Genomic DNA, 20,901 nt, shown 5'->3' with positions numbered 1-20,901 from the left:
GGAGATCTCGAAGCGGTGCGCGGGGCCGTCGCCCCATGCCCCGGACCCACCGGCGAACGCGCCGACTGGTGGTGGTACCAACCCTTCCAACCGCAACCACCACCAACACAACTAATTAGTTAGCAGCATCGTGTCGAAGTTGAAACGGGTTGGGGCATAGAGAATTACGCTTTGGACTGCCCGTTCTTATCGGATCGTTGTCGATCAAGACTCCCGCTGAAGTGCGCACACATTTTGAGCCAACTCGGGTCAGGCCCGAATGGCGACCAGGGACTTGATCAAACCAGCGAATCGTTCGTACCAAATGACAGACGACGGGAAATATCGACGCATCTGGGAAATACCGATCAGGTCAACCTCGTCGACCTGTTCCATCGCCTCTTCGCGAGAATATGTACGAATGTGGCCACGGTTCCAGTGCAGCGATATCTGCACCCGCGCCTCGAAGGGTAACCATTGCATCCCCGGGAAGAGCCAGTGTGGTTCGATCGGGAAATACCGGTATGGCGTCTGCACCCAATGGTGATCGGCGAGCGAGTGGATGTTGTCAGCCAAGCGTTGACGACGGGCGTGGCCGCCCACATGTTCGAGCAGTGAATTCGAGTACACCAGATCGAAGTGGTCACTCGCGACCGCGGCGGGCAGGTCGCACGCATCCCCCCGAATCGTGACAAAGCCCTCGTCTACCGACTCCTGCGCCCGGAGGTTCACGGTGGTGACCGACTTGGGCAGCACCGGCGCGAGTCGCCACGATTCCGGTGTTCCACCGAGATCCAGCACTCGCATTTCCGGAAGAGATGGGAACACCTCGATGAGGTGCTGCCATCGTCGAGTCCGGGCACGCCCAGATAGTGATCGCCGTGAATCGACGCCCGTAGCGGCGTCCCGCAACCAATTTGACATCCACTCGACTCTTTGAGGCCAACCGATGACGCGATCTTCACTGCGGCGTTTCGAGTCTCGTGTCGCAGCAAAGTGCCGCGTAGCGAGAGTAATCGCTTCCGCCGACAGCCGCAACAGCGTGGGCGGTCGTGCGCTTTGCACCGGGCGATGGATGATTTGGCTGGACGGAAAACGGCAATTATGCGCTTATCTGCGACGCGCATGCCAATTCGTCCCACCGCGGGCGGCGGCAGAATTGACTTGCGACATTCAGACGCCGAAGACGGCGTAGATGCTGACGGTGGCGAATCTCTCGAGTCGTGGGAAATGCGTGCGCACCTTCTCGAAGAGAGGCAGCAACCGCTTGTCGCCACGGTTGTAGCCGATGTGCAGCAGCCGCAGTCCGCTGTTGTCGAACGCGGCCCGGAACTGTTCGGGGGTATTACCGTTGAGGCCGATGTCCAACAGCGAGCTCACCGGATGGCCGTTGTGCCGGGCGGCGGCCGCGTAAACCGCACGCCTGGGTAAAACTGCATGCGCCCAAGGCACTTTCAACCCGGTGCGACCATGGTCGCCGAACGGACTGTAATACAGCGGGCTGAAACCTACGTAGAGAAGCCCCTCCGGCCGGACCAATAGCTCACCGAGGGTCTTCAGCAACGACGCGACGTCCGGGGCGTGTTCGAAGGTGTCTTTGCAAACGATCACATCGAACGGTTGGTCCCCCGACAACGACGTCGCATCCACCACTCGAAATGCCACGCGGCCGACCAGATGGGGGAATCGTTGAGCCAGGTTACGATTCGCGAACGCGATGAGGTTTTCGTCTAGATCAACGCCCGTCACGCTGGCCCCCGCTTCGGCCATCTCGATCGACAGAGCTCCGTGGCCACAGCCGACATCGAGAACACGTTTGCCGGTCCAGTCTGGGGGTGTGGTTCCCAATCGCCGCCAGAACTCTTTATTGGACTCCGCTTGCCCTTCGAAAAACTGCAGGGCGGCCTCTTCGCTGTGCGTCAATGCTGCGCTTCCCGTATCTCCGGCGGCGGGTGCGGACACCCGTCACCGAGGCTGTCATCATCGTCGTGCTTCTATGGGATCACCGCCGGGGACCTCATGCTGGCTTTCGCGGCACGTGCCGTAAACATTCTTCCGCCTGGGCCGACCGACAGGGCACTCGGGTCTTTGCCGTAGACCGCGCAATACGGGTTGTCAGCGGGAAAGTACAGGCGGCCTGCTCGCCAGATCGGTCCACAGCCGCGTCAGCTCCTGATACCAACGGTCCAGCCCGAAATCGCCGGCCCGATCGCGTGCGGCCGCGCCCAGCCGAGCCCGCAGGTTTTCATCGATCACCAGTGCGCTCAACGCCTCCGCGATCTGACCGGGGCAACCGGGCTGAACGAGCAGGCCGTTAACGCGATCGCTGACCACCTCGCCGATACTCCCCACCATCGTCGTCACCGGCACCAATCCGTACGCCATCGCCTCGAGCAACGCCATCGGCAGACCTTCGTCGCGGCTGGGCAGCAGAAAAATGTTTGCGCCGCTGAGCAATTCGTCGCACGCCGCCGGATCAAGCCACTCCACCACGTGAATGGTTCCACCCAGACCTGTTCCGGCGACGGCCCCGCGCACCGCTTCGAGATCTCCGTCGCCGGCAAGCGTCACCCGCAGACGGCTGCGAACCGTCTCGTCGAGAGCGGCCACGGCAGCAATCACGTCATAGCTGCCCTTCCGCACTCCCAGCCGGCCGAGCGCGACGGCGTGCACCCGCTCGACACCTGATTGCGTCACCGGAGCGTCCGGAATCCGGACAGCGTTGCGCAGCACGCTGATCCGCGCGGCCGGCAACCGCAGCCGGTCGGCGTACTCGTCAACATGACGCTCGCCCAACAGCAGCCAGTGATCGGCGACCAGCATCCGCCGCACCGCCGCCTGGCCCAGCGGCGGAAGCCGATCGAACCAACCGCCGAAGTCGTAGCTGTGGGCGTGCACCACCGCCGGCACGCCGGCCAGTCGCGCCGCCCACAGCGGCAGCGCTTTGCGGATCACGCTGCCACCGTGCGCCAGGTGGACATGCAGGACGTCGGTGCGCCCACGCAACACCAGCCACGTGGCGCGCAGCATGCCGTGGACACCGACCACCAGCCGCCGCCACATCGGCGCGTCCATGAACGTCGGCACCACCGTGATTCGGATCCGCTCGTCAGGATGGGCCGCCATCAGGGCGATCACCGTAGCCATGCCCCCCCGGCTGGCCGGACCTGCCGGGGCCGGACCGACCACTAGTACCCGAAGCCGACCATCCGGCGGCGCCGGCATGGCACCGACCGACTTCACGCGGGTACACCGGCTGGCGCCGGTGCCCGGTTGACGCCCAACTCGCCCGCATCCTGGCCCGCGTGTCGCGAACGGGCGAAGCCCATCGTGGATCCCAGCGCCAGGCCCAGCGCCAAGGCGTCAACCGGCATCTCCGGCAACGGCCAAACGGCGGAGATGGCGAGCAGGCCGGCACTGACCGCCGCACTGATCTTCGCGGGCGCAGACGACCGGCGCAGCGCGCGGATCAGCGGGGTGAGCGCGAATAGGGCAAACGCCGCCATGCCCACCGCGCCAGACTTGACAAGCCACCAGAGGTAGAAGTTGTGAGAGTAGGTCGGATAGAACTTCATGGTGAAGTCGTTCGGGTCGTCGCCGTACGGCAGCTGATAGGCGTAGCCCAGGCCGTGGCCGAACCAGGGTGCCCGGGCGATCGCGCGGTCGAGGTGTTCCACCTCCCGCAGCCTGTCCAGCGTCGATGTGTCGACGGCAAGCGCACCTGTCGAAACTCCGCTGAGCACCCGGTAATTGAACGCGGCGAACTGATCGGTGAGCCACGCGCCGGTCGACGAGCCCTGCAGCAGAAACAGCGCGGTGGGTGCCATCACCGCAATGACCACTCCGGCGACCGCGGCAAGTGCCGCGGTTCGGCGGAGGGTTGACCAGCTGAAGCTGGCAAACAAAGCGACGACGGCGGCCACCGCAAAAGAGATCAATGGGTTGCGGCTGAATGACAGTAACGCGATGACCAACGCGGGGACACCCAGCGTGAAATACGTTGCGGGCCTGACCCGGCCGATGATCGAAGCGGCGACCAGTGCGGTCAGCACGGCGGTAGCCGGCGATTGGGTGGCGATGATCACGCGGAGGGCCTGGCTGGCTCCGGTTCCCATGAGGCTTTCGGCCCGGCCGGCCAGGCGGACGGCATGGAGCGAACCCACGATCGCCATGCCCGCCGAAAACCACAGAATCAGCGTCAGCACCCGGATCGATAACTTGACGTAGTCGCCGTACACGATCAACAAGCCCAGGATGAACCCACCGACCATTTCGAGCAGGGTCTGCGATTCACGGATCACCACCCAGCCGGCATGTCCGGTCGCGAATCCGACAACGGTAAAGAACAGCACCACCAGCGCGAAAATGCCCGGTACCGCGAAGTTCGAGAACCGCGGTCTCACCACGGGAATCAAGAAGCAGATCGCCAGGACCACCGCCACTTGGTATACGTAGATCACCGCCGGGCCGACAACTTTGCCAACGTGCAAGCTCGCCGGAAGCGCAGCGAACGCCAAGAACAGCGCGACTCCTACCATCGCTTCCGGTTTGGCCCAGTACACGACCAGGCTGAACATTGCGAGGATCAGCATCATGCCCTGGCCGGTACTGCGTACCGCGAAAACGCCGACCGCGAAGCAACCGAACAGGAACACCGCCAGCGGCACTGCGCCAATTGCCAAGCGGAGGCGGCGGCCTCGCACGTAGTGGGTCACGGCGGACCGCCGACCTTTACGCGGTAGTTCCTGGCCGCAGCTCTGACGTGACGGGAAACGCGGGCATCGGTCAGCACGGTGCCGAGGATCGCCGCGCCGGCCGAGCGCAGCGCGGTCAACGCGTCCTCGAGCTCATCGAAAGTCGTTCGGCCCGCCCGCACGACCAACACCGTGGCTTGAACGGCACCGGCCAGCACGGCGCTGTCAGCAGTCGCCAGCACCGGCGGGCCGTCGACGACCGTGCGGTCAAAATGTGACGACAGATCCGTCAGCACTTGGTCGATCGCTGCCGGCTGGTAGGCGCTGCAGGGCGAGATGTCGCGGCGGGAGGATCGCGACGCGAGAATGAAAAGCTTCGGAATCGGGGCCGGCTTCACAGCTTCCAAAGCAGTTTCGGGATTGCCCAGTGCATTGGCCAGTCCCTCCCGCGACTCAACTCTCAGCAGGCCGGCAATCACGGGCCGGCGCGTATCGCCCTCGACCAACAGCACGTCTTCCCCGAGTTCGGCGAGTGACAGCGAGAGGTTTAGCACGGTCGTCGTGGTTCCCTCACCACCGAAGGGCGCCACCACCAGCACCCGGCGAGCCTCGGGTCCCATCGCCCTGAGCAGCCGGGTGCGGAAGTCGCGCACAGCGTCGTCGAGGGTGACATCGGTGCCGAACCGCGGTGCGCCGCCGCGCTTCCCGGGCAGCTCGGCCAAGGTCGGCAAGCCCGAAAGCTGTTCCAGCTTCCGGCGGGTGCGCACCGTGTGATCGCTGGCCTCTCGGGTCAGCGCCACCGCGATGCCAAGAAGGACGCCGGCGACAAGGCCCATCGCCATGTTGCGATCCGGCACCGGCCTGCTCGGACGATCGGGTATCTCGGGCTGCTTCACCACCGTCGCTCTGGCTGTCGGTTTTTGCGTCGGCCTCTGCGGCGCATCCGGGCGTGGCGGAGCCGGATTGGCGTCGAGCGTGGGGACCAGCGCCGCGAACGAATCGGCCATCCCCCCGGCGAGTACCGCGGCGCGCTTGGGATCGGTGTCAGTGACGGTGATCGTGAACAGCATGGATTTCGGCGTGTATCTCACCTGGGTTTGGCTCACCACAACGTCCGGGCTGATCGCGAGTTGGAGTTGACTGACCGCGCGCTCGGCCACGGCGCGCCCGCCGGCGATCTCGGCGTAGGACGACAATCGGTCCTGCGCGGCCTGCCCGCCCCAGTACACGTCGGTGACGTCGGTTTCACCGGAGATCGAAATGAGGATCGTGGCCGACGACTGGTACGCCTTGTTCTGAAAGACGGTCACGGCTGCGGCACCGACCAGACACGCCAGCAACGCGCCCACGACGAGTTTCCAGCGCAGCAGGAGGACCTGAACAAAGGTGCGGAAATCCATCCACTACCCTTTCTCGAACCGGTGTCACGAACAGCGTCGATCCCGTCCGCTCCGCACCCGCCGGGTAAACCGCATGCATATTATGCAGCATCGCCAATAGCGAATTGTCGAAAATTGGATCCCGTTTGCCCAGACGGCCGAACGTTTTGCGGTGCCATAGGATAAATCCCCGAGCTTGTGGGACCGGCGTCCACCGCCCGAAGGCGGCGGAGCCGTTGGGACACCACGTCTTTGACCTTTGCGTGATTTTCGACAGCGCCGCGGATCCCGCCTGCTCTGAACGGGTCTCGTCGGCTCGTGTTGGGTTTGGCTGGGGTCGGGAGGCCCTACATACCGGGGGGTGTTCGTGCGCTGTCCTTGCCCGGTGGGGTGAACAGGGCGTTGTAGGGGATGTCGATCGTCTCGATCGGGTAGGACCCCAGGTCGTCACGCCCGTCGCGCGCCAAATTCATGGGCGGATAGTTCATCACGTAGGAGGCGCCCGGTTTGTGCTGTTGCCAGTCCACGGCGGCACGCAGCGTGTAGTGCCCCGGCGCCAAGGTCTTCATGTCCACCGACACGGATTCGGTGCGCGACGCCGGAATCGCCATGCGACCCGGACCCACACCAGGAGTAGGAACCAGGGTCTTCAAATCCATCGTTGAGGGCAGCGTCTCAATCAGATTGCCCCACCAATCCACCAGCAGATAATGGACGACCCAATTCTCGACTGTGGCCGCGGCGCCGTAGTTGGTCCAGGTGAGCGGGATCTGAGCGACCCCGTTGAGTATCGACTCCGATCCGGCCACCACCTGGACCGAGTAGCGGTAACCGGAGAACGTATTGGCTTTCGCCCACAACGCATACAAAACCGGCAGCATCGGCGTCGTCGCCAGCCAGTCCGGGAAATTGAAGCTCGACGTCATCGACACGTGATACGTGACCACGTCATGCAGGGCGGCTTCGTAATAGGTCTGCGCGTCGGCTTCATAGGGCAACTGGCACCACTCGGTGACCACCAGGGTCGAGGCCAGCCGGTCTTTGATCTGGTTGACCAACGGATCGTTCTTCTGGACGTAATAGGAGTCCTTCAAGTCCGCCCAAGCGGGCAACATCGGGTAGACCCCGAGACAATCCGAGCGGATGCCCACCGGCGCGGACAGTTTCTTGGTGACCTCGTCGGCGAACAGCTGGCGCACGATCTCCGGATTGGGCACGTTGACCACCAACCGGGTATTGGGGAACGCGTTCACATTGGCCGCGACCAGCCGACGAACGGAATCGGCGGTGATGCTCTGATCACGCCACTGGCTGTAATACCCCAGCTTCGCCACACTCTCATCCGGCGCCGGGCCCGGCGCACCCAACCAATCCCGCAAATAGGCAATGTGGTTCTCGCTGAAGTCCCCGTACCCAGAGAACTCGAAAACGCTCAACCGCTCATCGCGGTCATAACGACGCCCGAGCGCGGCGAGCAACTGAGAAAACGCATCCAGATAGCCAGAGTCGTTCCAATTGGGCACCACCTGCGTCGCCCAGCCCGCGGCGGTGTTCGACTGCCCGGCATAACTGGTCGTCGCACCGGGCCTGGCGGCCAGCCAATCCGGAACCTCGATGTTGCGACCGTTCGGGTAGAAGCCTTCACCCGAGGAGTTATAGGCATACACCCGAAGCATCAGCCGCATATTGCGGATCGCCAACTGCCTCAGCGCGGTATCAATCACCCCGAAATCGAACTTGCGTTCATCGGGGGCATCAGCCGGCAACGTACGCGGATCGGTGGGCTGCAACTGCCGCCACGAAACCCGCAAACTAGCGTCATTGGACCCACGCCACCCCGTATACCGACCCTGCGCCGGATTACCCTGCGGAAACAACGGCTGCAACAGACCCTCATACTGGCCACGCAACGGATTAGGGATCTGCTGAACATCGGCCAATATCGGCGGAATAACCAAGGCGGTCAGCACCGGGGTGTCGCTCGGAGCGGCCCGTGCGGCCGGCGCCAGCGCCGTGCATGCGGCCACGGCCACGGCGACGGCCACCACCGTTATCTTCGAACAACGAACCATCATCCCCAGTATGGAGCGCGCGACCAGGCTTGGTTCACGTTTCGGGTTCGTGCAGTGGGTGCAGCTGACCTCGCTCGCCGGCCCTGTGCAGATCGCGCGTCGCGTCGGCTCGTGTTGGGCTCTGCTGGGGTCGGGCGGCCCTACATACCGGGGGGTGTTCGTGCGCTGTCCTTGCCCGGTGGAGTGAACAAGGCGTTGTAGGGGATGTCGATCGTCTCGATCGGGTAGGACCCCAGGTCGTCGCGCCCGTCGCGCGCCAAATTCATGGGCGGATAGTTCATCACGTAGGAGGCGCCCGGTTTGTGCTGTTGCCAGTCCACGGCGGCACGCAGCGTGTAGTGCCCCGGCGCCAAGGTCTTCATGTCCACCGACACGGATTCGGTGCGCGACGCCGGAATCGCCATGCGACCCGGACCCACACCAGGAGTAGGAACCAGGGTCTTCAAATCCATCGTTGAGGGCAGCGTCTCAATCAGATTGCCCCACCAATCCACCAGCAGATAATGGACGACCCAATTCTCGACTGTGGCCGCGGCGCCGTAGTTGGTCCAGGTGAGCGGGATCTGAGCGACCCCGTTGAGTATCGACTCCGATCCGGCCACCACCTGGACCGAGTAGCGGTAACCGGAGAACGTATTGGCTTTCGCCCACAACGCATACAAAACCGGCAGCATCGGCGTCGTCGCCAGCCAGTCCGGGAAATTGAAGCTCGACGTCATCGACACGTGATACGTGACCACGTCATGCAGGGCGGCTTCGTAATAGGTCTGCGCGTCGGCTTCATAGGGCAACTGGCACCACTCGGTGACCACCAGGGTCGAGGCCAGCCGGTCTTTGATCTGGTTGACCAACGGATCGTTCTTCTGGACGTAATAGGAGTCCTTCAAGTCCGCCCAAGCGGGCAACATCGGGTAGACCCCGAGACAATCCGAGCGGATGCCCACCGGCGCGGACAGTTTCTTGGTGACCTCGTCGGCGAACAGCTGGCGCACGATCTCCGGATTGGGCACGTTGACCACCAACCGGGTATTGGGGAACGCGTTCACATTGGCCGCGACCAGCCGACGAACGGAATCGGCGGTGATGCTCTGATCACGCCACTGGCTGTAATACCCCAGCTTCGCCACACTCTCATCCGGCGCCGGGCCCGGCGCACCCAACCAATCCCGCAAATAGGCAATGTGGTTCTCGCTGAAGTCCCCGTACCCAGAGAACTCGAAAACGCTCAACCGCTCATCGCGGTCATAACGACGCCCGAGCGCGGCGAGCAACTGAGAAAACGCATCCAGATAGCCAGAGTCGTTCCAATTGGGCACCACCTGCGTCGCCCAGCCCGCGGCGGTGTTCGACTGCCCGGCATAACTGGTCGTCGCACCGGGCCTGGCGGCCAGCCAATCCGGAACCTCGATGTTGCGACCGTTCGGGTAGAAGCCTTCACCCGAGGAGTTATAGGCATACACCCGAAGCATCAGCCGCATATTGCGGATCGCCAACTGCCTCAGCGCGGTATCAATCACCCCGAAATCGAACTTGCGTTCATCGGGGGCATCAGCCGGCAACGTACGCGGATCGGTGGGCTGCAACTGCCGCCACGAAACCCGCAAACTAGCGTCATTGGACCCACGCCACCCCGTATACCGACCCTGCGCCGGATTACCCTGCGGAAACAACGGCTGCAACAGACCCTCATACTGGCCACGCAACGGATTAGGGATCTGCTGAACATCGGCCAATATCGGCGGAATAACCAAGGCGGTCAGCGGGGACTTGCCGGTGTGACCATCCCATCCGGACATCACCAGTGCAGCGCACGCGACCCCAACCAGCACCTGCTTTGACCGACGAACCATCGTCTACAGTATGGAACTTGCGGTTTGCCCTGGCTGACGTTTCGCGCGCCGAGATTGTCAGCAGCCCCCATACATACCGCGCCGTGCAAGTTGCGCGGCCGTGTGGCGAAGCGGACGCATTCGCCGCATCGGAAGCGTTCGCGGGCACGACTCGGTGACTATGCTGAGAACTCGGCAACAGGGCCGCTGGAAGGCATGACAGATGCCCGTCGCACGCTCGGCTAAACGATGGCTCGCGCCCGCGGCAAAGCGGGTTGCACCACGCCTGTTCTGGCGGCGGAGATACCGCATCCTGCAACGCCTCGGTGAATCCCGCCCGGACGTGCAACTGGCGGCATCTCTGTGCGATCCGACGCGGGTTTCGCTGGACATCGGAGCCGACGTCGGCGAGTTCACGGTCGCGATGTTGCCATCTTCGCAGTCAGTCATCGCTTTCGAACCCAGGCCGGCCCAGGCCCGCGATCTGGCGGCGATGTTCAACGCGGTCGGCGTCGCGGCGCGGGTGGAAGCGGTGGCGCTGTCGGACAAGCCTGGCGTGACGGCCATGCGGATCGTCGAGGCGGAACCGGGTCGCAGCACGATCGACACCGGCAACGCGCTAGGCGATGTGAGCACCGACCGGGTGCACAGCATCGACGTGCCGGTCATGCGCCTCGACGATCTGCACCTGGACAATGTCGGGCTGATCAAGATCGACGTCGAAGGCCACGAACTGGCCGTATTGCGCGGCGCCCAGGACACCCTCGCGCGCAACCGGCCGGCGGTTCTCGTGGAAGCCGAGGAACGCCATCACCCCAACGCCGTCTTGGAGATCACCGCGTTGTTGACCGGCCTGGGCTACGCGGGCCGTTTCGACCTCGGTGGCGCTCGATTACCAATCGAACAGTTCGACGCGGCCAAACATCAGAATCCGGCGAACATCGGCGGCGCGGACGACGGGTGGGCGGCCCGCGGTGTCTACGTCAACAATTTTGTCTTCGTTCCCAACCGGGCTTGAAGCCGCGCAGTGGAACACCGGGTTCCACGGTGGACCGGCAGAGCATGCAAATTGCGCAAACCCGGCTGCGTTGGGGCCGGTATCGCCTATCCAGCGTCGCCGCTTGGGATCGGTCTGTTCCCGCCTCACCTCAGTACCCAACGAGCCGGCGTGAGCGCCTTCAGAACTGCAGCGCGCTGAACCGCCAGTCCAGCACCGCGCGGTCCGCCTCGCCTGCCCCGTCGCTGACGGCGTAGACCAGCGACCGCAGCTCCAGCACGCCCCCATTGCCGGCCGGCTCTGCGGACTCGATGCGCAACTCGCTGTACAGGGTGTCGCCTTCGTGGACCGGGCCGGTGTGATCGCACGACTCCCAGCCCAGCACCGTCGCCAGGTTGGGCAGCAGCCTGCTCGCCTGCGCCAGGGCCAGCCCGATGGTGTGCCCGCCGTACACCAGCCGCCGACCGGCCACCCGCGAATCATGGTGCGTGGCAGCGATGTTCAGGGTGAGCCGGGCGAGCTCCGGCGCACCGCTGACCACGTCGCCGGTGCTGTGCAGCACGGCGCCGGCCAGCCCCGGGTCGAAGTGCGGGCCGGGCACCCTGGCGCGGAACACCTCGCCGTCCCACTGCGCGGCCGGGTCGGCGGTCGGGCCGGGCACGTCGGCGCCGACGGTGGACAGATCGTCCTGCGGTGCGTCATCGGGTTCCCAATCGGGGCTGGCGGGCAACATGCCGCACCGGTAGAAGTCGAGCACCAACCGGTCGTCCTGGTCGACGGTGGTCATCCGCAGCGCGGCCAGGCCGGTCGGAGCCCGGCCCGGCTTGAGCGAGTTGGCGCGCAGCCCAACCACTTCCGTGCGGGTGTACAGGGAATCGCCGATGACGGGGAAGCGGTGGAAGGTGAGCCCGCGGTAGAACAGGTTGGCCTTGACCCGCTGGGTGGCCAGCGTCGACTGTCCGATCGCCACGTCGCAGACCAGTGCCGGATGTGCCAGCGGAGCGTGTAGGCCCGTGACGGCCGCACACAGGCCGGCGTCCAAGGCGAGCCGCAGCCGGTCCCCCACGATCGCCTGGTGGGCGGCGGCCAATCCCGACGACAGGGTCGCCGCGGGCGCCCAGTCGAAGACCTGGCCGACCGCGAGATCGTCGAAGTACGGCCCGCCGGCACGGATGTCCGCGTACCCGTCACTAGTCACAACGCCACATGCTGGCAGGCTGTGGAATCGGTGGGCGAAGCGGGTCGCCACCATCGACTTCGTGGTGATCGCGAGCGCGGCGAAGCCGGGCGAAGCGGGTCACCACGATCAACTTCGTGGTGATCGCGAGCGCGGCGAAGCCGGGCGAAGCGAGTCGCCACCATCGAGGCTGGAGGAATGTGCGCAGGTGAATGACGAAGAAGAGATGCTGGTCGCCACGGTGCGGGCGTTCATCGACCGCGACGTCAAGCCGACCGTCCGGGAGGTCGAGCACGCCAACACCTATCCCGAGGCGTGGATCGAGCAGATGAAGCGGATCGGCATCTACGGCCTGGCGATTCCCGAGGAATACGGGGGGTCGCCGGTGTCCATGCCGTGCTACGTCCGGGTCACCGAGGAACTGGCGCGCGGGTGGATGAGCCTGGCCGGCGCGATGGGGGGGCACACCGTGGTGGCCAAGCTGCTGACGCTGTTCGGGACCGAGGAGCAGAAGCGGACCTACCTGCCGGCGATGGCCTCCGGCGAGCTGCGCGCCACCATGGCGCTGACGGAACCGGGTGGCGGCTCGGACCTGCAGAACATGACGACGACGGCCTTGCCCTTCGAGGGTGCGGACGGCGCCCCCGGCGGCCTGCGGATCAACGGCGCCAAGACGTGGATAAGCAACGCGCGGCGGTCCGGGCTGATCGCGCTGTTGTGCAAGACCGATCCGAACGCCACACCGCGACACCGGGGCATCTCGATCGTGCTCGTCCAGCCGGGTCCCGGCCTGACGGTGTCGCGGGACCTGCCAAAGCTGGGCTACAAGGGCGTCGAGTCCTGCGAGCTGTCCTTCGACGACTTCTGCGCGCCCGAGTCGGCGGTGCTGGGCGGCCGCATGGGCGAAGGCTTTTCGCAAATGATGAAGGGTCTCGAGACCGGCCGCATCCAGGTGGCCGCCCGCGCCCTGGGCGTGGGCACGGCGGCGCTCGAGGACGCGCTGGCCTATGCGCAGCAGCGGGAGAGCTTCGGCCAACCGATCTGGAAGCACCAGTCGGTCGGCAACTACCTGGCCGACATGGCCACCAAACTGACCGCCGCCCGGCAGCTCACCCGCTATGCCGCCGAACGCTACGACAGCGGCGAACGCTGCGACATGGAGGCCGGCATGGCCAAGCTGTTCGCGTCCGAGGTGGCAATGGAGATCGCCCTGAACGCCGTGCGGATTCACGGCGGGTACGGCTACTCGTGCGAATACGACGTGGAGCGCTACTTCCGTGACGCTCCCCTGATGATCGTCGGCGAGGGCACCAACGAGATTCAGCGCAACGTGATCGCCGGGCAACTCGTCGCGCGGGGTGGTATCTGAGCGCGAGCACGAATGTGCGGGCTTGACGCCGGTGGGTCCTGTATCCTTGCCTGACTTCTCCTGCCAGCAAAGCGATGCGGGAGTAAAAGTTACTGCAACGAAAGAAAGTCGGCTGCCATGAGTTATCCCCCAGGGCCGTACGAAGGCTCGCCGGAATGGCAGGGCCAACCGCCGGCTTGGCAGGGCCAGCCCCCGGGTTGGCCGGGACAGCAACCGGGTCAGCAACCGGGTTGGCCGCCGCCCCAGCCGGGCTGGCCGGGACAGCCGGAACCCGAGAACTACCTCGTCTGGGCCATCCTGTGCACCGTGCTGTGCTGTCTGCCGCTCGGGATCGTCTCGATCGTCTACTCCACCAAGGTGTCCGGACTGTGGGCCCAGGGCCGGTACGCCGAGGCCCAGGAGGCGGCCAACAACGCCAAGAAGTGGGCCATCATCGGCGCCATCGTCGGGGCCGTCTTCGCCGTCATCCTCGTGCTCGTCTACGTTGCCATCGGCGTCTTCGCCGTCTCCCACCTGCCGTCGACCACGACCACCACGTATTCGGGCTTCTGAGAAGGTTTTAGCGCTACCTAGGCGCTTCTCGGTCGCGGGTCGCGTCGACCAGTCCCCAGTCCAGCGCGGTGCCGGCGTCGATGGTGCGGCCCGACAGCACGAGATAGGCGGTGCGCCACCGGCCGATCCGACGGGTGACGCTGAACGTTCCGCCGGCGCCGGGGATCAGCCCCAGCTGCAATTCGGGCAGCCCGAAAACCGAATCGTCGCGTGCGCCCACCCATCCGCAGAACGCCGCCATCTCGAGCCCGCTGCCCAGCACCTGGCCGTGCACCTCCGCCCTGCAGGCGGGTCCGAGCCGGGCGGTGAGCGCGTCGAGCGCCAGGGCGGGGCTGTGCCGGGTGCGGGCCAGGTGCGCGCTCGCCGGGTCGGTGAAGGTGCCGAATTCGGCGAGGTCTCCGCCGCTGCAGAACGACGGCCCGTTGCCGCTCAACACGATCCCGGTCACCGACGGGTCTAGTTGCGCGACGGTCAGCGCCTCCAGCAGGGCGGCCCGGGCGTCGGTGGAGAACGCGTTGTGGCGTTGCGGCCGGTTGAACGCGATCCGCAGGGTGTCGCCGTCGCGCTCGGCCCGCACCGGGTCGGCGATGTCGGGCGTCCGGGCCGGCCCGCGCCCGGTCAGCCAGCGCGCGAATTCCGGTCCGGCCTGCAGGGTCGAGTACGCCAGCGACTCGGTCACCACCGCGCTCAGCGCCGGGCCACCGGGATCCACCGCACGCAACACGTCGTCACAGACGCTACTGGCGTCCGGCCACCGCTGACAGCGGGCGGTCAACTCCGCGAGCGCGTCGGGCACCGAGTCGACGGTGACGACCCGGCGATCGTCGTAGCGGTCCTCAGTCAGCGTGAAAGTCGCTGCGGTAAGCCATGATTCGCACCCTGCCAGGTCGTCGGCCCCGCCGTGCGCCACGATCACCCCCGGCGGGGTCGCGGTGCCGTCCACGGGGCCTGCACTGGGTACGCGCGACAGGTCCACCACCCGGAGCATGGGTCACACCGAGTACTTCTCGATCAGCCCGTTCTTGTAGAGCTTGCCGGTGTCGGTGCGCGGCAGCTGCGCCTCGAACGCGATCGACCGCGGACACTTGTAGTGCGCCAGGCGATCTCGTAACCAGTTCAGCAGCTCGTCGGCGAACTCGTCGGTGGCGTCAGCGGGATCGACGGTCTGCACGGCCGCCAGCACGCGTTGCCCCATCTCGTCATCGGGGACGCCGAATACCGCCGCGTCCAACACCTTCGGGTGGGTGACCAGAAGGTTCTCGGTCTCCTGCGGGTAGATGTTCACCCCACCCGAGATGATCATGTGATGGCGGCGGTCGGTCAGGTACAGGTAGCCCTCGTCGTCCACATAACCGACGTCGCCGACGGTCACCCACCCGTGCGTGTCGCGGGACGCGGCGGTCTTCGCCTCGTCGTTGAGGTACTCGAAGGAATAGCCTCCCGCGAAATAGATTTCGCCGGCCTGACCGGGCGGCAGCTCGTTACCGTTCTCGTCGAGGATGTGGATCTCGCAGGCCATCGGCTTGCCGACCGAGCCTGGGTGCGCCAGCCACTCCTCGGCGCTGATCAGGGTCGAGCCGATCGCCTCGGAGGAGGCGTAGTACTCGTCGATGATCGGCCCCCACCAGTCCATCATCTGCTTCTTGATCTCCACCGGGCACGGCGCCGCCGCGTGCATCACCCGCTGCAGGCTGGATAGGTCGTACGAATTACGCACGGATTCAGGCAGTTTCAGCATCCGGGTGAACATGGCCGGGACGAACTGGCCGTGCGTGACGCGGTAGCGCTCGATGGCGTCCAGACAGCCTTCGGGATCGAACTTCTCCAGCACCACCGTGGTGATCCCGCCGGCCTGCGCGCTCATCGACCACACCGACGGTGCCGTGTGATACAGCGGGGCCGGGCTCAGATAGACCGAATCGGGGTTCATCCAGAAACTGACCAGGGCCGACATCATGCCCGGCGCCTCGGCCGGCGGCACGTGCGGCAATGCGCGTTTGATGCCCTTGGGCCGGCCCGTGGTCCCCGACGAATACTGCAGCAGGTCGCCTTCGAGCTCGTCGTCGATCGGGGTGTCCGGCTCGGCGGCAACGCATTCGGGGTAGCGCTGCCAGCCGTCTAATTCGTCGTCTGCGATCATCCGCAGTTCGGGTAGGCCACCCGGCAGGTGCTCGGCCAGATTCTCGCAGGTTTTGCGCAGCGCCGCCGACCCGATGATCGCCCTGGCGGCGCTGTTGTCCACGATGTAGGCGGCCTCGGCCGGGGTCAGGTGGGTGTTGATCGGCACGTAGTACAGGCCGCTGCGGCGTGCCGCCCACATGACCGCGTGCATGTGCTCGTTGTTCTCCATGAGGATGGCGACGACGTCGCCCTCGGTGAGGCCCGCGCGCCGGAAGTGGTGCGCCAGCCGGTTGGCCCGCGCCTCCAGCTCATCGAAGGTGACGACGGTGCCGGACGGGTGAAGAATGACGGCGGGCTTTTCGGTGCCGCAATGCTCGCGAATCTGCATGCGCAGACTGTACCGCCGAAAAACTTGACGGGTGTCAAGTGGTCACGGTGCGCCGCGGGGACCGGTGGCGGCGGACGACTCCGGCGGGGCACCGACCGGTGTAAAGTACCGTGCCTGACCAGCTGGCTTTACCTACGTCGCCAGTGCCGTACGGAGGTGCGCATGGAGGCTGACAGCCCATCGGCACCCGCGGCTTGTTGTTCCGAAATCGACCGATCCGGGGTTGACGGCTACGTCGGCGGCATGGAGCGACTGCTCGAGGCGGTCCAGGAATTGTCGCTGGCGCGCAGCCTGCCCGAAATCCAGCGCATCGTCCGGTCCTCGGCGCGTGAACTCACCGGCTGCGACGGCGCCACCTTCGTGCTGCGCGACGAGGACGATTGCTACTACGCCGACGAAGACGCCATCGCCCCGCTGTGGAAGGGCAGCCGCTTCCCCATCGGAGCCTGCATCAGCGGCTGGGCGATGCTCAACCGCGACGCGGTGGTCATCCCGGACATCTACCGGGATTCCCGCATCCCGCAGGGGATCTACCGCGCGACGTTCGTCAAGAGCCTGGTGATGGCACCGATCCGCAAGCTCGAACCGATCGGGGCGATCGGCAACTACTGGGCCCACCGGCATCCACCGTCCGAACGGGAGGTGCGCCTGCTGCAGGCCCTGGCCGATTCGACGTCGATCGCCATGGAGAACGTCCGGCTCTACTCCGAACTCGAACAGCGGGTGCGCGACCGGACCGCCGCGCTACGGAACGCCAACGAGGAGATCCGCCGATTGTCCGTCACCGACGAACTGACCGGCCTGAACAACCGTCGCGGGTTCTACCTGCTGGCCGAGCAGAAACTGCGCGGGGCGCACCACCTCGGCCACAACTGCGTGCTCGCGTTCCTCGACGTCGACGGGCTCAAGCAGGTCAACGACGAGCAGGGGCACGATGCCGGCGATGCCCTGATCAAAGATGTCGCCGGAGTGCTGCGCGGCGCGCGGCGCGAGTCCGACATCGTCGCCCGCCTGGGCGGCGACGAGTTCTGCGTCATGGTGACCGAACGCGACAGTGGCACGGCGGCCGTCAAGGAACGACTCACCGAGGCCTTCCGCTCGTTCAACGAGACGACCGACCGACCCTACCGCCTGTCCGCCAGCATCGGCCTGGTGCAGGCGACCGCGGCCGAGCACGCGACGATCGACGAATTGCTGGCCCGCGCAGACGAACTGATGTACGCGGAGAAGAAGACAAGCCCGTCGCGCCGCCCGGATGGACCGGCGGCCAGCTCGCCCTAGCCGGCGTCGCCCAGCCGCTGCTTGAGCGCCTCGAACTCGTCCTTGACGCCGGTCGGCAGCCGCTCGCCGATGAACTCGAACCACTCCTCGATCGACGGCAGCTCGCGACGCCACTCGTCAGGGTTCACCGCCAAGGCCTTGGCCACGTCGCCGCTGGCGACATCCAGGCCGTCGAGGTCCATGTCCTCGGGGCCCGGCACGGTGCCGATCGGGGTGTCCTGGCCGCCGGCCCGGTGCTCGATGCGGTCGACGATCCACTTCAGGACCCGGCTGTTTTCGCCGAAACCCGGCCACAGGAAGTCACCGTCTTCGTTGCGGCGGAACCAGTTGACGAAGAACACCTTGGGCAACTTGGACTCGTCGGAGTTCTTGCCCAGGTCAAGCCAGTGCTGGAAGTAGTCGCCGACGTGGTAGCCCAGGAACGGCAGCATGGCCATCGGGTCACGGCGCACGGTGCCGACCTTCCCCTCGGCGGCGGCGGTCTGCTCGCTGCCCATGGTGGCTCCCATGAACACGCCGTGCTGCCAGTCGCGGGCCTCGGTCACCAGCGGCACCGTGGTCTTGCGGCGCGCGCCGAACAGGATGCCCGAGATCGGCACGCCCTGCGGGTCGTCCCACTCCGGCGCCAGGATCGGGCACTGCGACATCGGCGTGCAGTACCGCGAGTTCGGGTGCGCCGCATTGGTTTCCGTCTCCCGGAAGTACCAGTCGTGGCCCTTCCAGTCGATCAGGTGCTCCGGGTCGCCCTCCAGGCCTTCCCACCACACCTCGTTCTCGTCGGTGAGCGCGACGTTGGTGAAGACGGTGTTGCCGGCCTCGATGGTGCGCATGGCGTTGGGGTTGGACTTCCAGTTGGTGCCCGGGGCGACACCGAAGAACCCGAACTCGGGGTTGACGGCGTACAGGCGGCCGTCCTTGCCGAACCGCAGCCAGGCGATGTCGTCGCCGAGCGTCTCGGCACGCCAGCCCGGGATGGTCGGCTGCAGCATGGCCAGGTTGGTCTTGCCGCACGCCGACGGGAACGCCGCGGCGAAGTAGTAGGCCTTGTTCTCCGGGGAGATGAGCTTGAGGATCAGCATGTGCTCGGCCAGCCAGCCCTCGTCGTGGGCCATGGCCGACGCGATGCGCAGCGAGTAACACTTCTTGCCCAGCAGGGCGTTGCCGCCGTAGCCGGAGCCGTAGCTCATGATCTCGCGGGTCTCGGGGAAGTGGGTGATGTACTTCGTCTCGCTGCACGGCCACGGCACATCTTCTTGGCCCGGCTCCAGCGGCGCGCCGACGGAGTGCAGGGCCTTGACGAAGAACCCGTCGTCGCCCAGCTTCTCCAGCGCGGCCTTGCCCATCCGGGTCATCACCTTCATCGAGACGACGACATATTCGGAGTCGGTGATCTCCACGCCCAGCTTGGGGTCCTCGGCGCCGAGCGGGCCCATGCAGAACGGCACCACGTACATGGTGCGTCCGCGCATGCAGCCGCGGTACAGGTCGGTCAGGGTGGACCGCATCTCGGCGGGGTCCATCCAGTTGTTGGTCGGCCCGGCGTCTTCCTTGCGTTCGGAGCAGATGAAGGTACGGGACTCGACGCGAGCCACGTCGGAGGGGTCTGACAGCGCCAGGAAAGAGTTCGGATGCTTGTGCGGGTTCAGCCGCTTGAACGTGCCCGCCTCGACGAGCTGATCCGTCAGCCGCTGCCACTCCTCGTCGGAACCGTCGGCGAAGACCACCCGCTCGGGCTGGGTGAGCTCGGCGACCTCCTGCACCCACGACAGCAGCCCCTGATGTTTAGTGGGCGCGGTATCCAAACCGGGAATGGTCGCTGAGGTCATCGAAGTCTCCTGAATTCTTCGTCGTACTCGGGCTTCTTTGGGCGCCTATCGCGTATGCGGTCGCCCACACAACGGTTGACATGGTGGCGTTAACTACAGGTTATCGTGAGCATCTTGTCGGGGAAGTCTCGGGCAGGTATAAGCCTTCTCACAACAACGATTCAGAAGACTCCCCAGAATCGCCATCGCCGCTCCTAGAAGCCGGTTTTTCGGTTGCGTCGCGTTCGCCGTCCTGCTCCGCGTCCGAAGCGGAGCCGCCGACGCGTGGAATACCCGCTTCACCGAGTTCTGCACGCACGGCGTCGAGGGCCGCCTGCACCGTGGGCATCTCGCGGTCCCGCGCGGCGGCGGCCCGCGACGCGGCCATGGCATGCGCCCGCAGCTCCCGGTCGATGGCGCTGACCTGCTCGCTCACCTCGGCGTTCTCCACCTCGTCCTGGGCCAGCACCGCCTTGCTCAGCACCGACTCGGCCACCAGGACGCGGGTGGCGACCAACTCCTCGGCCACCGACCGCAGGGACGAGGTCACGTCGCCCGCCCAGCGGTCCAGCAGCGCCCGGTCGTGCAGCAGGCTGCGGATGTTGATCACCAGGAGGGTGACCGCCAGCCCGACCGCCACGCACGTCACCGCCGCGACGACGGACAGCGCTGGGCTGAGCCGCGCGGCCAGCCCGCTCAGCAGGCGGCTCAACGTCAGCGCCACACCCAGGCCGAAGCCGGCGCCCAGCAGCATCAGCAGCCAGGTTTCCTGCCGGCGCGATTTCAGCGGCGGCGGCGCGACGTCGACCGTCGGCAGTTCCTCGAGGGCCGGCAGGGTCGTCGCAACCCCCACCACCTGCGCGACGTCGGCGAGGTGGGTGGCCGTGCCCTCGTTCACCTCCGCGACCACCTCGCCCAGCCGGTCCAGCGTGTGCGCCTCGAAGCCGGGCATGTCGCGCCGCGACAACCCCGCGACGTCCTCCTGCAGCTCGGTGCGCACCGACGAGCAGCGGTTGCGCGCGAAGTGGGACAGCTGGACGCGCGCCTGCTGGATCTGGCCGCGCAGCGTGATCGTGCGCTCGGTTTTGGCCTCCCGCCGCTGCCGCAGGGCCGTGCTGCGCTCGTCGCGCAGCGCGTCGACCCGGGCCCGCCGCCCGGCGCCGTCGGCGTCGCGGTCGAACCGCTGCGCGACGGTCTTCAGCCGGAATTCCCAGGCCCGCAACCTGTTTCGGCGCGCCAGCGCCGGGTCGGCCAGTTG

At 66.0% G+C, this 20,901-nt stretch carries 17 protein-coding genes; 5 read left to right on the top strand and 12 right to left on the bottom strand.

Features of this window, described 5'->3' with window-relative positions:
• Positions 1–123 (top strand): hypothetical protein (locus A5692_RS29980; protein ID WP_231984375.1); only part of this gene is annotated, 123 nt, incomplete at its 5' end.
• 126 nt (positions 124–249) lie between these two features.
• Here A5692_RS29980 and A5692_RS19070 read toward each other — a convergent pair.
• From A5692_RS19070 to A5692_RS19040, 7 genes are all read right to left on the bottom strand, one after another.
• Entirely contained in the window at positions 250–903 is a 654-nt protein-coding gene (locus A5692_RS19070) for a class I SAM-dependent methyltransferase (protein WP_068058644.1), read from the bottom strand.
• Between the two features lie 249 nt (positions 904–1,152).
• Entirely contained in the window at positions 1,153–1,941 is a 789-nt protein-coding gene (locus A5692_RS19065; protein ID WP_068058642.1) for a bifunctional 2-polyprenyl-6-hydroxyphenol methylase/3-demethylubiquinol 3-O-methyltransferase UbiG, read from the bottom strand.
• A gap of 153 nt (positions 1,942–2,094) precedes the next feature.
• A complete protein-coding gene (locus A5692_RS19060) occupies positions 2,095–3,126 on the bottom strand; it encodes a glycosyltransferase family 4 protein (RefSeq protein ID WP_231984374.1) in 1,032 nt (343 codons plus the stop codon).
• A gap of 92 nt (positions 3,127–3,218) precedes the next feature.
• A complete protein-coding gene (locus A5692_RS19055; RefSeq protein WP_068058638.1) occupies positions 3,219–4,694 on the bottom strand; it encodes an O-antigen ligase in 1,476 nt (491 codons plus the stop codon).
• On the bottom strand, positions 4,691–6,073 hold the full coding sequence (locus A5692_RS19050) for a polysaccharide biosynthesis tyrosine autokinase (protein ID WP_068058636.1): 1,383 nt from the start codon (positions 6,071–6,073) through the stop codon (positions 4,691–4,693). The genes A5692_RS19055 and A5692_RS19050 overlap by 4 nt, the downstream gene beginning before the upstream one ends.
• Positions 6,074–6,399: 326 nt before the next feature.
• On the bottom strand, positions 6,400–8,127 hold the full coding sequence (locus A5692_RS19045; protein WP_068058634.1) for a hypothetical protein: 1,728 nt from the start codon (positions 8,125–8,127) through the stop codon (positions 6,400–6,402).
• Between the two features lie 137 nt (positions 8,128–8,264).
• Positions 8,265–9,974, bottom strand: coding sequence for a hypothetical protein (locus tag A5692_RS19040; protein ID WP_068058632.1), 1,710 nt, complete (start codon positions 9,972–9,974; stop codon positions 8,265–8,267).
• A 202-nt stretch (positions 9,975–10,176) separates the two neighbouring features.
• Between A5692_RS19040 and A5692_RS19035 the strand changes: the two genes are divergently transcribed.
• Positions 10,177–10,971 (top strand): FkbM family methyltransferase, encoded by a 795-nt coding sequence (locus A5692_RS19035; protein ID WP_068058630.1) that lies wholly within the window; start codon positions 10,177–10,179, stop codon positions 10,969–10,971.
• Positions 10,972–11,131: 160 nt separating this feature from the next.
• Here A5692_RS19035 and A5692_RS19030 read toward each other — a convergent pair whose 3' ends face one another.
• Positions 11,132–12,202 carry a MaoC family dehydratase gene (locus A5692_RS19030; RefSeq protein WP_156766163.1) on the bottom strand — a complete coding sequence of 357 codons (1,071 nt, stop codon included), beginning with the start codon at positions 12,200–12,202 and terminating at the stop codon, positions 11,132–11,134.
• Positions 12,203–12,335: 133 nt separating this feature from the next.
• Here A5692_RS19030 and A5692_RS19025 point away from each other — a divergent pair, with 133 nt between their 5' ends.
• Positions 12,336–13,496 carry an acyl-CoA dehydrogenase family protein gene (locus A5692_RS19025; protein ID WP_068058646.1) on the top strand — a complete coding sequence of 387 codons (1,161 nt, stop codon included), beginning with the start codon at positions 12,336–12,338 and terminating at the stop codon, positions 13,494–13,496.
• Positions 13,497–13,613: 117 nt separating this feature from the next.
• Positions 13,614–14,048 (top strand): CD225/dispanin family protein, encoded by a 435-nt coding sequence (locus A5692_RS19020; protein WP_068058626.1) that lies wholly within the window; start codon positions 13,614–13,616, stop codon positions 14,046–14,048.
• Positions 14,049–14,061: 13 nt separating this feature from the next.
• Here A5692_RS19020 and A5692_RS19015 read toward each other — a convergent pair whose 3' ends face one another.
• Positions 14,062–15,036: an enoyl-CoA hydratase/isomerase family protein gene (locus A5692_RS19015; RefSeq protein ID WP_068058624.1), complete on the bottom strand. Its 975-nt coding sequence runs from the start codon at positions 15,034–15,036 to the stop codon at positions 14,062–14,064.
• A gap of 3 nt (positions 15,037–15,039) precedes the next feature.
• Complete coding sequence (fadD4, locus tag A5692_RS19010; protein ID WP_068058622.1) at positions 15,040–16,557, bottom strand: fatty-acid--CoA ligase FadD4; 1,518 nt, start codon at positions 16,555–16,557, stop codon at positions 15,040–15,042.
• Between the two features lie 162 nt (positions 16,558–16,719).
• On the opposite strand from fadD4, the gene A5692_RS19005 reads away from it, so the two are divergent.
• Positions 16,720–17,838, top strand: coding sequence for a sensor domain-containing diguanylate cyclase (locus tag A5692_RS19005; protein ID WP_068058619.1), 1,119 nt, complete (start codon positions 16,720–16,722; stop codon positions 17,836–17,838).
• Here the strand turns inward: A5692_RS19005 and A5692_RS19000 are convergent.
• Positions 17,835–19,664 carry a phosphoenolpyruvate carboxykinase (GTP) gene (locus A5692_RS19000; protein ID WP_068058617.1) on the bottom strand — a complete coding sequence of 610 codons (1,830 nt, stop codon included), beginning with the start codon at positions 19,662–19,664 and terminating at the stop codon, positions 17,835–17,837. The genes A5692_RS19005 and A5692_RS19000 overlap by 4 nt on opposite strands.
• A 148-nt stretch (positions 19,665–19,812) precedes the next feature.
• Positions 19,813–20,901: hypothetical protein (locus A5692_RS29545; RefSeq protein ID WP_068058615.1), on the bottom strand; the 1,089-nt coding region annotated here is incomplete at its 5' end.

This window comes from Mycobacterium sp. E342 (genome assembly GCF_001667665.1).
In the GTDB taxonomy this organism is placed as follows: domain Bacteria; phylum Actinomycetota; class Actinomycetes; order Mycobacteriales; family Mycobacteriaceae; genus Mycobacterium.
The sequence above is the reverse complement of the archived record's forward strand: the minus strand, read 5'-3'. Positions and strand labels throughout refer to the sequence as shown.

Coding starts and splice junctions, on each gene's coding strand:
- A5692_RS19005 (WP_068058619.1), top strand. CDS start 16,720: ATGGAGGCTGACAGCCCATCGGCACCCGCGGCTTGTTGTTCCGAAATC.
- A5692_RS19045 (WP_068058634.1), bottom strand. CDS start 8,127: ATGATGGTTCGTTGTTCGAAGATAACGGTGGTGGCCGTCGCCGTGGCC.
- A5692_RS19070 (WP_068058644.1), bottom strand. CDS start 903: ATGTCAAATTGGTTGCGGGACGCCGCTACGGGCGTCGATTCACGGCGA.
- A5692_RS19030 (WP_156766163.1), bottom strand. CDS start 12,202: ATGGTGGCGACCCGCTTCGCCCACCGATTCCACAGCCTGCCAGCATGT.
- A5692_RS19000 (WP_068058617.1), bottom strand. CDS start 19,664: ATGACCTCAGCGACCATTCCCGGTTTGGATACCGCGCCCACTAAACAT.
- A5692_RS19050 (WP_068058636.1), bottom strand. CDS start 6,073: ATGGATTTCCGCACCTTTGTTCAGGTCCTCCTGCTGCGCTGGAAACTC.
- A5692_RS19035 (WP_068058630.1), top strand. CDS start 10,177: ATGCCCGTCGCACGCTCGGCTAAACGATGGCTCGCGCCCGCGGCAAAG.
- A5692_RS19020 (WP_068058626.1), top strand. CDS start 13,614: ATGAGTTATCCCCCAGGGCCGTACGAAGGCTCGCCGGAATGGCAGGGC.
- A5692_RS19015 (WP_068058624.1), bottom strand. CDS start 15,036: ATGCTCCGGGTGGTGGACCTGTCGCGCGTACCCAGTGCAGGCCCCGTG.
- A5692_RS19060 (WP_231984374.1), bottom strand. CDS start 3,126: ATGGCTACGGTGATCGCCCTGATGGCGGCCCATCCTGACGAGCGGATC.
- A5692_RS19040 (WP_068058632.1), bottom strand. CDS start 9,974: ATGGTTCGTCGGTCAAAGCAGGTGCTGGTTGGGGTCGCGTGCGCTGCA.
- fadD4 (WP_068058622.1), bottom strand. CDS start 16,557: ATGCAGATTCGCGAGCATTGCGGCACCGAAAAGCCCGCCGTCATTCTT.